This window comes from Paraglaciecola polaris LMG 21857, assembly GCF_000315055.1.
GTDB classification, from domain to species: domain Bacteria; phylum Pseudomonadota; class Gammaproteobacteria; order Enterobacterales; family Alteromonadaceae; genus Paraglaciecola; species Paraglaciecola polaris.
This window is the reverse complement of the sequence record NZ_BAER01000023.1, coordinates 141670-155673: the sequence shown is the minus strand read 5'-3', so window position 1 is coordinate 155673 and position 14004 is coordinate 141670. Positions and strand designations below refer to the sequence as shown.

Annotated in this window: 12 protein-coding genes; 4 read left to right on the top strand and 8 right to left on the bottom strand. The window is 42.5% G+C overall.

The window, feature by feature from the left end; translation table 11 throughout:
- Positions 1–14: 14 nt before the first annotated feature.
- From GPLA_RS04430 to GPLA_RS04400, 7 genes are all read right to left on the bottom strand, one after another.
- Positions 15–3137, bottom strand: coding sequence for a tetratricopeptide repeat protein (locus GPLA_RS04430; RefSeq protein WP_040513891.1), 3123 nt, complete (start codon positions 3135–3137; stop codon positions 15–17).
- Between the two features lie 307 nt (positions 3138–3444).
- Positions 3445–4362: a hypothetical protein gene (locus GPLA_RS04425; RefSeq protein WP_007103637.1), complete on the bottom strand. Its 918-nt coding sequence runs from the start codon at positions 4360–4362 to the stop codon at positions 3445–3447.
- Between the two features lie 47 nt (positions 4363–4409).
- Positions 4410–5057 carry a hypothetical protein gene (locus tag GPLA_RS04420; protein ID WP_007103636.1) on the bottom strand — a complete coding sequence of 216 codons (648 nt, stop codon included), beginning with the start codon at positions 5055–5057 and terminating at the stop codon, positions 4410–4412.
- Positions 5058–5112: 55 nt separating this feature from the next.
- On the bottom strand, positions 5113–5580 hold the full coding sequence (locus tag GPLA_RS04415; protein WP_007103635.1) for a hypothetical protein: 468 nt from the start codon (positions 5578–5580) through the stop codon (positions 5113–5115).
- 34 nt (positions 5581–5614) lie between these two features.
- Positions 5615–5875 carry a DnaJ domain-containing protein gene (locus GPLA_RS04410; protein WP_007103634.1) on the bottom strand — a complete coding sequence of 87 codons (261 nt, stop codon included), beginning with the start codon at positions 5873–5875 and terminating at the stop codon, positions 5615–5617.
- A gap of 297 nt (positions 5876–6172) precedes the next feature.
- Entirely contained in the window at positions 6173–6799 is a 627-nt protein-coding gene (locus GPLA_RS04405; RefSeq protein WP_007103633.1) for a methyltransferase family protein, read from the bottom strand.
- A gap of 38 nt (positions 6800–6837) precedes the next feature.
- Positions 6838–7800, bottom strand: coding sequence for an alpha/beta hydrolase (locus GPLA_RS04400; RefSeq protein ID WP_007103632.1), 963 nt, complete (start codon positions 7798–7800; stop codon positions 6838–6840).
- A 566-nt stretch (positions 7801–8366) separates the two neighbouring features.
- Between GPLA_RS04400 and GPLA_RS04395 the strand changes: the two genes are divergently transcribed.
- The gene (locus GPLA_RS04395) at positions 8367–9437 is read left to right on the top strand and encodes an oxidoreductase (protein WP_007103631.1); all 1071 of its coding nucleotides are present in this window, start codon (positions 8367–8369) and stop codon (positions 9435–9437) included.
- Between the two features lie 270 nt (positions 9438–9707).
- Here the strand turns inward: GPLA_RS04395 and GPLA_RS04390 are convergent, their stop codons facing one another.
- Complete coding sequence (locus tag GPLA_RS04390) at positions 9708–10628, bottom strand: family 16 glycosylhydrolase (protein ID WP_007103630.1); 921 nt, start codon at positions 10626–10628, stop codon at positions 9708–9710.
- A 316-nt stretch (positions 10629–10944) separates the two neighbouring features.
- Here GPLA_RS04390 and GPLA_RS04385 point away from each other — a divergent pair, with 316 nt between their 5' ends.
- From GPLA_RS04385 to GPLA_RS04375, 3 genes are all read left to right on the top strand, one after another.
- A complete protein-coding gene (locus GPLA_RS04385) occupies positions 10945–12342 on the top strand; it encodes a hypothetical protein (protein ID WP_153810531.1) in 1398 nt (465 codons plus the stop codon).
- 147 nt (positions 12343–12489) lie between these two features.
- Positions 12490–13281, top strand: coding sequence for a hypothetical protein (locus GPLA_RS04380; RefSeq protein WP_007103628.1), 792 nt, complete (start codon positions 12490–12492; stop codon positions 13279–13281).
- On the top strand, positions 13211–13888 hold the full coding sequence (locus GPLA_RS04375; RefSeq protein ID WP_153810530.1) for a hypothetical protein: 678 nt from the start codon (positions 13211–13213) through the stop codon (positions 13886–13888). The genes GPLA_RS04380 and GPLA_RS04375 overlap by 71 nt, the downstream gene beginning before the upstream one ends.
- The last annotated feature ends 116 nt before the right edge of the window (positions 13889–14004 follow it).

Sequence of the window (14004 nt, the reverse complement as noted above, 5' to 3'; positions counted from 1 at the left end):
CAATTACCCCATTTTTATTGCCAACGGGCGTCTCTTGCATTGTCGATATTGCTGCGCATTGCACGGATAAATGGATGATCTTTACCATATATAACCAGCCCGGTTTCCAGCGCTAATTCGTAATATTCAATGGCTTTGTTAAAGTCCCCTTTAGCGTACCAGGCGCTGCCTAAGTTACTGCGCGTAGCAGCTACGTTTGGATGGTTTTCACCTAGCGTTAGTATATAAGTCGACAATGCCTTCTCATAATAGCTAATAGCTTTGTCATATTGCCGTTTTGCCTGCCAACAGCTGGCTAAATTGGTTTGTCTAATTGCGACCGAGGGATGATTCTCACCAAAAATAAGTATGCCGTTTTTCAAGGCTAATTCGTAATAAGAGATAGCCTTGTCATATTGACCGAGCGCTTTGAATACACTACCCAAATTGCTGCGTCTTTTAGCTACCGATGGGTGCGCTTCACCAAAATTTTTAATGCCACCTTCTAGGGCGAGTTCATAGTACTCAATTGCCTTGTCATATTCACCTAATGCTTCCCAAGCGCTGCCTAAATTACTTTGCCGAATAGCGACTGCAGGATGGTCTTCACCAAAGGTTTTAATGCCACTAGCAAGCGCTAGTTGGTAATATTCAATCGCCTTATCGTACTGGCCTTTAGCTGACCACAAGCTACCTAAATTACTGCGCCTTATGGCAACTGATGGATGGTCCTCGCCAAAGGTCGCTATGCCACTACCCAGGGCCAGTTCATAATATTTAATAGCTTGATCGTATTGCCCTTTTCCTTTAAATACTCTCCCCAGACTACTGCGTATTTCAGCTACGTCAGGATGCTGCTCCCCCAAAGTCATGATATTACTTGCCAATGCTTGCTCATATAAAACTAACGCTTTGTCATATTGCCCCCTCGCTAACCAAAGACTGCCTAAATGACTCTGCGTTGTGGCCATCACGGGGTGCTGTTCACCTAGGGATTGACGCGCGCCAATCAAAGCGAGTTGGTAATATTGTTCGGCTTTATCGTACTGTCCCTGAGCTTGCCACGCGCTGCCTAAGTTATTATACGTTTTAGCCACCTCTGGGTGCGTCTTATCAAAGGTTTTTAAACTTTGCTGTAATGCCAACTCGTAATAATGAATGGCCTTAGCGTATTGACCCTGAACCTGCCACAGGCTGCCCAATAATCGGCGCGTTAAGGCAACACTTGGATGTGACTCGGCGTAGGTTTGAATATCACTAGCAAGCGCCTGCTCATAATACTGCATCGCTTTGTCATATTGACCTTTTTCCTGCCATACACTGCCAAGGCGCCTACGCGTATCAGCGACTTCAGGATGGCTTTCCGTAAGGGTTAACAAGCTACTATTTAGCGCCAGTTGATAGAGCTCAATCGCCTTGTCGTATTCGCCTTTTGCTTGCCAAAGGCTGCCGAGGAGCCTATGGGTAATCGCGACATCAGGGTGTTGTTCACCGAAGGTTTTTATATCACTAAGCAAGGCCAGTTCATAATACTCTAGCGCTTTATCATACTGGCCTTTTTCCTGCCATACACGACCAAGTTGCCTGCGTGTCTTTGCCACGTTAGGGTGACTTTCGCCAAACGTTAAAAGATGACTGCCAAGAGCCAGATTATAAAACGTGATGGCTTTATCATATTGTCCTTTTGCCTCCCATACGCTACCGAGTAACGCGTGGCTAACCGCGACTTTGGGGTGCTGCTCACCAAAGGTATTTATTTCGCTTTCCAAGGCTTGCTCATAATAATCTAAGGACTTTTGATACAAGCCTTTTTCTTGCCAGACACTGCCAAGTTGTCTGTGAATACTAGCGACTTCTGGGTGGCTATCTTTAAACGTTAGCAAGCTACTGCTTAACGCCAGTTCGTACAGCTTAATCGCTTCATCATACTGGCCTTTTGTTTGTAAAAGGCTACCTAATCGCTTGCGCGTGTCTGCGACACTAGGATGATCCGTACCGAACGTTTTAATATCACTGGTCAAAGCTTGGTTATAGTAGGTTAGCGATTTTTCGTATTGGCCTTTTCTCTGCCATACACTCCCCAATTGCCGACGCGTGTTAGCAACGTCAGGATGGGTTTCGCCAAAGGTTAAGATGTTAATATCAAGCGCCTTTTCATATTGCTCTAACGCTTTGTCATATTGCCCTTTCGCCTCCCATGCGCTACCTAAACTATTCAGTATGGTCGCCACAATGGGATGATTTTCCCCCACTGAGTTCAGACTGCTGGCCAGTGCTAATTGATAGTAGTAAATTGCTTTGTCATATTGTCCTTGGGTTTGCCATGCATTCCCTAACTTATTGCGCCTGGTTGCCACTGTTGGGTGGTCTTCTCCAAGACCTGAAATGCCACTTTTGAGGGCCAATTCGTAGTACTTAATCGCTTTTTTGTACTGCCCCTTTGCTTCCCAAGCACTGCCTAAGTTACTGCGCCTTATGGCCACAGACGGATGATCTTGCCCATAGGTCGCTATGCCATCGTCAAGGGCTAACTCATAATTTTGAATGGCTTTGTCATACTCGCCTCTAGCCTGCCAAACCAAACCGATATTGCTGCGTATGGTGGCTATAAACGATTGGTTGTTAGCTGGGTCGCGTAAACTGCTTGCCAGTGCCTGCTCATAATAATGAATAGCTTTGCCATATTGGCCTTTGGCGTACCACACCAAGCCCAAATTACTGCGTATCGAGGCGACTTCGCGATGGTCCTCACCAAACGACGCTAGGGAGCTAGCAAGGGCCAACTCATAATACATAATGGCTTTGTCGTATTGGCCTTTGGCTTTCCAAGCTAACGCTAAATTATTGTGTGTGGTAGCGACATTAGGGTGTCTTTTACCGAAGGTCTCAATATCACTGGCCAGCGCTTGTTGAAATAACTCAATGGCTCTATCGTACTCGCCCTTCGCGTACCATGTTATGCCTGACTGGCTAGGTGTCGTGGTGGTACTTGACTTGATTTTCTCACTTTGCGCTAATGCTGTTGTCACCAGACAAGTCGCGACAATGAAAGCCAATAACAGGCTTTTTATGCTGTGCAGTGAACATGACACCCGTCTGTTAGTGTGTGATGCACGCCCAACTGAAGTTGTGAACTGATTATTACGTGTTCCGTTCATACGCATTCAATGACCAAACTGCTTGTTTAATTTCGTTCTAAAATCAAATGATAAATAGCTGACACGATGAAAACGGGTGAGTGTTGCACCTTGCTTAACCTTGTCAGATCATATCGTCGTTATTTGGTTTGTATTTTAAGAAAGAAAAGAATCAATACACAGAGGTATATGAAACACAGCATCCTAGCTCTTCACGTTGTATCTTAGTAAGTCTGCCATAAATGTCTATCATTCAATGATATTTGTAACCTGGCGCGACAAGAGATTGTATCCGGTAGCGCATGCCGTTGCATGCACTATTATGCAATTACGCGTCGGGACGCAAATAGGCGATATCGTCTTCGTCATCCGCGTGAAAATCGTAGCCGCCATCAAAATCATTATTCAGCTCATTCGACACTGTCATAGGCAGTTCTAATATATCCTGACTATACATAGCGGCATTTTCTTGCTGATTGATGATCCCGGTCAAATCGTTGAAATCTAATAGATTTACCTCTTGCAGATAGGTTTTTGTAGTGGCCGATAGCTGCTCAGTGAAACGGCTGATACAGGCTGCTAATTTGCTATGCAGCACGTCTTTTTCGGTGCCCGTAAGGTAGGTAATAAATTGCTGATATAAAGTGTTCGTGAACACTTTTTTCTCAGAATCGATGAGTAAAAGCGCAACCCCAGTGTTTAAGAATTTTTGCAGTTCGAACGTTAACACGTCTTCATCATGATCAATAATGAGGCTGTTTGCACTGTAACTTGCCCCAATATGTTTGTATATCTGCAGCAGTCTGGCACTTTGTTGACCTTCTTTGACTAGCGTTCCATGCATCAAGCTAATGTCAGAAGTATCGCTTATGCCCTGCGCATAACGCGTGATCGAAATATCTTCAAAGTATGTGGGAGATATTTTCTTTAGCTCAGCGTATTTTGCCCAGCCCGCTCTAAAGCAATACACTATGCCTTGATCTCTTATGATACTTTTTGCTTTTTCAGTATCATTGCCACATAGATCTAACAAACCTAAGTTGCTCATACCCAGGACAATTTCACAGCCCTTTTTAATTTGGTCGGCATAAATTATCGATAAATTATCAGACGCTATGCGCAACGACATATCACTTAATTGCTGTTTGGTTTTGTGCATGAATTCGGCAGAAAAATAACCTTCACTCTCGCCATCTTTTAAGACCAAAAGTAGAAAAGGATGATTTCTTAACTGTGCAATTTTCATTGTTCTATCCTACTGAATGAAAGCATAAATACGGTGATTTTTGCATATTAAAGCGGTGCAAACATATCATCGGTATCCATTTCAAGGGCTGTCACGCGTTGTTTATTGGCATTTTGTTTCAATGTAATTTCGATGTTTTCCAGTGTGCCATTGGTGCTCACCGTCATCACTTCTCGGTAGGCCTCTTCACTTAACGATTTAATTTTCATTAACAGTTCTTCAATACTGCCGGATGCTTGTTCTTCGTCTTCTTCCATTTCTGAAAAGTCGTGACCAACAAACGGCAACGATAAATATAAAAGACCAAAGTCGTCTTCGACAATGACTTTCAGTATGTCCAATTGCTTTTCTTCATCATCCGTAGTGAGAAAAATTTGGGTTAATAGGCTATGCGCTTCCGTTTGGGCACAAAATACGTGATCTTCGTCCATATTTTGCCAATATGACGGCTCAACGTTTAATAGCTGCTTAATTGAATCTGCATCCATCAACCAAGTGGCAATAGAAGGGATGGTGGCGTCGTGCTCTCTGACAATTTTAGCAACGGTTAAAATATCCATTTCCGTTAACACCGCAAGCATGGTCTCGTCGCCTTGCTCAGAAGCGATGGCCTCTAATGAGGTGCCAGCACGTCGACCGCTGTGCTGTGCTTGTTCCATAATATCACTGGCAAGAATTAGTGCATTTTTAGTCAAGGTGAATCCTCAAATTTTGTATTTATGTATCGGTTGTGAGTCGAACTGAGCAAGATTAATAGTTATCACCATCGTAATGCGTCGCATAATCATCGTTTTGATCCTGCTCAGACTCATCGGCTTCGGCCTTTAACGGCGTGGTGTCGTAGCCGTTATAAAAATGGATGAGTAAAATAGCTTTTTTTAAGTCTTGTTCAGCATGGGTCATAATTTCAGTAATACACGCCCGTGCGTCGGCATGAACCCCCACAAACGGTTTAACGTCGCCCCAAGAAAGTTCTTTGGTAAAGACGATTTTTGCTAAATTTTCGCTATCAATTCTAACCTTGGTTGATATTGCCATGGCTAATTGATCCACCATGCCGTTAAACAACAGAGGCATTTGCTTCAATTGCTCAAACAACTTAGTCAAATAATTTGATAATAAATCAGGATTTTCAGGATCAGCATAAGAGGTCATATTTTCTAAATACATCGAAAAATCACCACTTAAATAGTCAGGTACGCTTGCTTCAAATTGCATTTATAGTTTCCTAGGTGACAATTTATTTCAATGTCTAGTTGAAGGCCGAATGCCAAAATGAATCAGCAACTTCACGGGGATCGGTGATCACCGTATAGTTTTGCTTTAGGTACAAGGCCCGCTTTTTGGGGTCCGAAATAACATCATACGCCTGTTGAATGAGCTGAAACTTTTCTTTGGCTTCCACGCTATCATTTCTGTCAGGGTGATATTTATTGGCGAGTTTTCGATAGGCTTTTTTAATATCGATGGTGGTCGATGATCTGCTCACACCTAACTGTTCAAAATAATCCATAGACTCCTCACTACCTCTTGCTAGACAACAAAAATAAGGCTGTTGACATAATGGACGCGATTTTACCTTCGAAACGACATTATTGACATCAGAAAAAGCGTGCAAAGTAGATTAGTTTTCAGCGGCTGATATATGGGCTTTTATGGCCATCAATAAAGCCTCCTCATGGGTGCACGTATTGAGCAAGCTATATTCTTTTTAAGGGGCCATGATGCGGGCTGAACATGCTTGATCTAACATCACCCCAGCTCAAAGGTAATGAGGTTAATAGCTAGGGGTTTGTGCCCTGAATCATGTTTACAGCCACCGACGCGTACCGGCTTTGTACTGAGCAAACGCCGCAGGGAATGCACTGGCTAAGTGCTGTTCTTCGACAATCGCCTGACGATAGAGGGTAAATAAGCCCACCAGTAAACAAATCAGCGAGAATAGCGAAGGTAAGGCCAAAAAGAAGCCTAATTGAGACAGCGCAATAGCGCTAAACATGGGATTGCGAGAATAACGATAAAAACCGTGAGTCATCAACTGTGCCGGCCCTTTTGGATCTATTCCAGAGCGCCACTGACTGCCCATACTTAAATGTACAATGATAGTGAAGACGAACCCACAAGTGAGCAACAAATTCCCAGCAAACATAACAGGTACATTGAGCATCGAAGGCAGCAATCCTAAAAAGCCATCGATCTCAGGGAAGAAAAAACGAAAGACACAAATCATCCAAATTGTGGCGCGAAATACACGGAACGCGATGTGATTCCACCAAGATGTGCAAAAACGCTGCCCAGGGAAAACCTGCTGCTGGCCACTGCTTCTTTTGGCCCAAATAATTTTGCTGATGTAAAAAAACGCCACAAAGGTATAAAAAACAGCGAGATATAAACGAGTAAACTCAATGATCCCCACAGTGTTGTCAGTAATAATCATAATTCCTTTTACATGCTGTCTAATGAGTCTTCAATATCTTAATGGGCAAAACCTAATGTAGCGAGTTTTGATTGTACATTTTTCACCAGCACCCCATCTGCCCAGTCAATAAAATCGGCAGTAACCTCATCACGGTTGGTTTCATTGAGCATTTCGTGTCGTCCACCAAGGTAAAATTTGCTGGTTACCGCGCTGAAACCATGTTTTTTGTAAGCGGCTAGCAAGCGTTTGACCCCGGTTGTGTTTTCCCCCACCGGATCCTCGGTACCTGAAAACACATATATAGGCTTAGTTTTATCCATATTTTCAATGGCATAATCATTGGCTATTTGCCCAAGGGCAGCGAGCATGGTTAGCCAAGTTTGCACCGAGCACTGAAAACCACACAGGGGATCAGCTAGGTATTGATCAACCTCTTTATCGTCCCGAGATAACCAGTCAAACTCAGTACGATTGGGTGCAAACGCTTTATTATAGGCACCGAATACCATGGTTAAGATCAATGGACTATGGCCTTTCGCCCCAATGCGATACCGTTCAAATTTGGTTATTAATCGGCCTATTTTCAATAACAATCCTGCAGGCCCATTGGTAGATGATAACGCTACCCCAGCGATAGAGCTTCCGTGGTGAGCCAAATAATCCTGGCTCAGAAATGAACCCATCGAATGGCCAAATAGAATGACAGCTAGGTTCGGATGACGGCGCTGAATATGTTGATTCACCAATGCCAAATCACTCAGCGCTTTTTGCCAGCCGTCATCATCTGCCATATGCCCTAATGCTTGACCTTCAGTGACACTCAACCCGTGCCCCCTATGGTCATTGGCGACGACTGCATAACCCGCATGGTTAAGAGCAAGGGCAAAACGCTGATAACGCCCACCATGTTCACTCATACCATGGGCAATATGTATTACGGCTTTCACCACACCTTCGGGTAGCCATTCACGACAATATAACACCCCTTCATCGCTGGTATTGACAGTAAAACTATGCAAATAACTCTCCTCAATACCAAGCGCTACCTTTACGTTCCGTTTTTTTTAAGTCTATGACTATTGCTTTGTAGCGGTATTATATTCTCCGATCCTAACGGACTGACATTGAAAATCCAGTGACAATACTAGACGGTAATTTAGGCATAAATCGGATAAAGTAACTTAAAATAACGTACAAGCCGTTAAAATAGCTTAAACATTAAAAGCACAAAAGAACGCTCAGTAAGTAAAATTTTAACTAACAGAAAAAAGCAATCAGGCAAAATTACAGATAGCAAAAGCTGGCGCAGCATTTGTGGTGGAAAATGATCATATTCTGTTAGATACCAGCACTACGCTTACACGGCGATAGCAAGTCAACTTGTAGAGCCTGTTACTGTGGTGACCAATTCAGTTGACTGTTTGCCATTGTTACCCACGAACAACCAGCAAGTCCAATTGCTCGGTGGAACATTTGGTCCCGCACAGCGCTGTATCTTTGGCCGCGCCGTCGTAAGCATTGCATAAGCGTATTCGTGAGCTAGCTATTCAGCTCTTCATCACAACACAAACAAAGGTCAGGCAATATGACGATAAATACCCATTCGCCAATAACATACACGCCTATTAAAACCGCCATCATTGGTTATGGCTATTCAGCTAAAATATTTCATTTACCTTTTATTCGGCATCTGCCTGAATTTGATCTAGTGGCCATTAGCAGTAGTCAACATGATGCCGTAAGCAAAGATTGGCCAAATGCTCAGCTTTACGTTTCACCAGAAGCGTTAATCACTCAAAGTGATGCTGAGCTGGTAATCATCACCGCACCTAATGATGTGCATTTTCACTTAGCTAAACTCGCCCTGGAGAACGACAAGCATGTGATATTGGAAAAGCCATTTGTTACCAACAGTCGTGACGGTGAAACCTTGATCGCTTTGGGGCACGCAAAGCAAAAGTTGCTAAGCGTATTTCAAAATCGTCGTTACGACGGAGACTTCCTAACCGTGCAAAAATTAATCCGTGAAGAGCGTTTAGGTGATATTAAAGTCTTTGAAGCACATTTTGACCGCTTCCGCCCACAAGTACGCCAGCGCTGGCGGGAACAAGCCAGTGACGGGGGCGGGATATTATTCGATCTTGGGCCTCACTTAATTGATCAAGCATTACAGCTATTTGGTATGCCTCAATCCATAACGGCCCAGTGCCGTATCGTACGTGATGGCGGGAGTACAGTAGATTTTTTCAATCTGGTACTGCACTATGCCGACAAAATAGCGATTTTACATGCCGATATGTTAAGCGCCACGCCTAACCGACGCTTTACCATTCAGGGTATTAAAGGCACTTACCAAAAATTTGGACTTGATCCCCAAGAGTCACGTTTAATTGCTGGCCTTACACCTAGCCAAGCAAATTGGGCAGATGAAGATGCCAGCCAATATGGCCATATTTATAGCGAAGGAGAGACAAAGGTGGTCGTCACTGAACGAGGTGGTTATCAAGGGTATTTTCAAGCCACAGCAAACAGCATTCTCCATGATGCTGCGCATCCTGTCACCGCTGAACAAGCGTTAAATGGCATTAAGCTTATTGAGCTAGCCTTAAAAAGTAGTGAGCTAGGGCGGACTTTGCCGGTAGTTGATAAAAGTTAAGTCAAGTCCAGATCATTAAAAGCTACCCTAAAATGGGATTGACAACCTCTAGGTTATATATTGCATTGACTGGATAACAAGCGTGACACTATAAACGTACGGTCGGTCGCTCGGTCGATGCATTCAAACACGTTAATTCTCTTCCCTCACATTATTTATACTTAATGATGTGAGGGTTTCTGCCACACACGCACATATTCGATGGCAAAATCGACGACGCCATCCTCGTTTTCACCTGCAGGACTGTTCAGTTCGAGATCTTCTTTGCTATCAGGTATGCCAAGGGAAGGTCTCTTGATCTAACCATAGATTCAGTGGTTTATTAGCCACATAACCTTGATAATCTGCCGGGACTTGGCGATTCTCTCGCGCCCATTTTGTCACTTGCGATGACGTCACGGTAGAAAGCAGCTTGCCATCGACATAGTATTTGACACCATTTTCATCCCACTCAACACCATAGATATGGAAATCATCGGCCACTCGAAAACCCAAATCGTGGTGCTCGGTATACACAGGTTTACCAGTTTCATTAACTGCTGGGTTCCAATCACGGCTCGACCACCAAAGTTCGCGGTCTAAATCGAGTTTTTGCACATCACGGTGATCCCCAAATAGCTCAAAAAAATCGAACTCAAAGCCCTGTCCCATAGACCAAAACGCGCTAGTGACCTCGGCATCTGCGGCCTTGCTTTTGATTTCCATATAGCCATATTTAAATGCTTTGCGTGAAATAAAACAGGCTGTAGTGATATTTGCATGGGGCATAGCCTCACCGAATACCGGTACCCTAATTTCGTCACTAAATGGAAAATCCGGCTCCCAGCGGGTTTCAAGTATCAACTTACCGTTTTCTAAGCGATAGTTACGCCCAGAGAACTGTGACGGGGCACGCCCTCTCCAAACTTTTTTATTTGGCTTATCCGGATGCCGATAGACGGGTTTACCGTCTTCAAACTTGCCGACTATATACCAACGTGCTTCATCGATAGTCTCCCCATCAAATTCATCACTGACTTCGCGATTTAATACCCAACCACCTGTGTTCGCTGGATCAGAAAAGGGCAGTACGTCATGAGATTTTGCAACGTCAATCCCTTGGCTACATGCTGTAAGGCCTAACGTTAAGCAGATAAAGCAAAACTGCACCAAGCGACTAAGCTTATATTGTGCAACATAAGTGTATTTCATTACCTTCCCTCAGCATAAACATACTATGTTTATGAAAGATGAATGTTTTGGCACATGCAGGGACTTAAAGCAAAAAAGGAAATCCAATGCGTATAACGGGATGCCGATTAATGCCATTACTACAAGCTTCTAATAGTGGTTGGCCTACCTGAGTAGAGTATGGATAAAGCAAATAGCGAGTGCCTACAGTCACAAAAAACGCTATCTTTAAATAAGATGCCTAGCATGGATCCGCTATGAATAGACAAGCTGATATAGCCTTTTTGGTAAAAACACCTTCATGTCAATCTACTTTAACGGAAATGAGGTAAGAAACATGGAACACAAACGACAGTTTTTAATTTGTAAAAAGGAATTGATTCTTCCCAATTTTCATCGTGTTAGGCTGTTTGCAGGGTTCTTCCTTTATTATCATATGGATTTAGATATAGCGGCTAGTGACGGCAGCAAAAATCTATTGCTTGGCTCAGCGTTCAAAAGTACCCCAGGTGTCATATCAGACGATTTGCGCGCGATAAATACTGACAATATTGCTGATATCACCTCAAATTGGAGTGGCCGTTGGCTCGTTATTGTCGCTAACACACTGCACCTAGATCCTGGCGGAATGTTGGGTTGTTATTATGGACTACAAGCAGGCGAACCAGTTTTATCTTCCAGCTTAGCGTTACTAAATGAGATTTTCTCTTTCGAAAAAAATAACGATTTCAAAGATATTAAACATGGCAATGCCATGAACTGGTTCCCCCCACCATTAACTATCTTCAACGGGGTGAAAAAGTTGTTGGTTGGTCAGGCTATCAATATAAACGAAGGGACGATCAAACGAGCAGGTAAACGAGAGAACAAGTTTAGGCACTTAGCCCAGAGTGAAGTTTATACAACATTAGCAATACGATTAACCACCATAGTTAAAAATGTTTGCCGGGTATATGGAGATGAAATCTATTTACCTCTCACGGCTGGTTTTGATTCCAGAACCCTGTTAGCCGCTTTGTTAAATAGTCAAACTTCGTTTTCTGCCTTCTTATTTGAACATGACAATATTTCTGCAGCAGATAATAAAATCCCCGCCACACTTGCCGCAAAATTTAAATTTTCATTTTCCTTCATCAACCGAGAAAAAGCGTTTAATAAACAGAAATATGACGAATATATAGCACATTCAGCAGGACAAGCAGCTGATGCTGATGGTTTATTTCATGCACATAGCCAGTTTGAATCTTTGGCTAGTAAATCTACCAATAAAAAGAAAATCATACTAAGAGGCGGGGTGTGGGAAACAGGGCGAAACTTTTACCCCACCATTGATAACGCACTAACGCTAGAGGAAGATATTCTAGCTAATTTGAAACCGCGTTTTCCCATTTTGAGGGAATCTAAATTACATGAAGAATCTGTGAAACTCTGGATTCAACATACTCAAGCAACCCACTCAAATCTGAGTTTTAGAGATAGATTTTACCTAGAACAGCGGGTCTCAGGTTGGCTCGCAGCGCTCGAGCAAGCTATGGATTTAACCAGTTTTGACCGTATACACCCAGCTAACTGCCAAGACATAGTTGATTTACTTGCATTGACTGAGTTCAATCCACAGCCCAAAATCATCCAAGAATTGCAGCTCAAATTACTTGAAACAGCGTTTAATCCGAGATCGTTAAAAGAAATCCTCAAAGATTTCTATTACTACGCCTATCACAAGTTAAGACAGTAGTCTGTTATGTATTTTGTTTCGATTTAAAATCCGTTTCCTATTCAAAATAGAGAACGATGATAACTAGTCACGTGTGCCCAAGCTGGGATAGTATAAATATGACAACGGATTTGTGCTAAATACTTTTAATGGTAACGAGGAAAAAACATGGAACATAAAAGACAGTTTTTAATTTGTAATAAAGAATTTTCACACACCAATTTTAATCATGTAACATTGCTCTCAGGTTTTTCACTTTATTATCATACTGACCTAGATGTCGCATTTAGTAACTGTAAAGTGAACGTTTTAATCGGCTCAGCGTTCAAGAGTACCCAAGGTACTATATCAAACGATTTGAACACTATAAATACTGACAATATTGCTGATATCACGTCAGATTGGAGCGGTCGCTGGCTAATAATTATAGGAAATTCGCTGCATATCGATCCCGGAGGAATGTTGGGTTGTTATTATGGACTACAAGCAGGCGAACCAGTTTTATCTTCCAGCTTAGCGTTACTAAATGAGATTTTCTCTTTCGAAAAAAACAACGATTACAAAGACATTAAACATGGCAATGCCATGAACTGGTTCCCCCCACCATTAACTATCTTCAACGGGGTGAAAAAGTTACTGGTTGGTCAGGCTATCAACATAAACGAAGGGACGATCAAACGAGCAGGTAAACGTGAGAACAAGTTTAAACACTTAGCCCAGAGTGAAATTTATACAACATTAGCAATACGATTAACCACCATAGTTAAAAATGTTAGCCAAGTATACGGAGAAGAAATCTATTTACCGCTAACAGCTGGTTATGATTCCAGAACCCTGTTAGCCGCTTTGTTAAATAGCCAAACTTCGTTTTCTGCCTTCTTATTTGAACATGAAAATATCTCTGCGGCCGATAAAAAAAACACCAGTAATATTAGCTCAGAAATTCAACTTTCTGTTTAGCTTTATCAAAAGGTCAAATACTTTTGATAAAGCTAAATATAACGAATATATAGAACATTCATCTGGGCAAGCAGCTGACGCAGGTATTTTATTCCATGCATATGATCAGTATGAGCCTTTAAAATCAAAGTCTCATAGTAAAAAGAAAATCATACTAAGAGGCGGGGTGTGGGAAACAGGGCGAAACTTTTATCCCACCATTGATAACGCACTAACGCTAGAGGAAGATATTCTAGCTAATTTGAAACCGCGTTTTCCCATTTTGAGGGAATCTAAATTACATGAAGAATCTGTGAAACTCTGGATTCAACATACTCAAGCAACCCATTCAAATCTGAGTTTTAGAGATAGATTTTACTTAGAACAGCGGGTCTCGGGTTGGCTCGCAGCGCTCGAGCAAGCTATGGATTTAACCAGTTTTGACCGTATACACCCAGCTAACTGCCAAGACATGATTGATTTACTTGCATTGACTGAGTTCAATCCACAGCCCAAAATCATCCAAGAATTGCAGCCAAAATTACTTGAAACAGCGTTTAATCCGAGATCGTTAAAAGAAATCCTCAAAGATTTCTATTACTTCGCCTATCACAAGTTAAGACGGTAATTGTCACGACGTACAGGTGTCAAGTCTCCCTGCTATTGCCCATTATAACTTAGGTGATAGATGAGGGGGATTACCCCAGCCATCAGTATAGCTTGTACCTGCCTACACTATGTTTG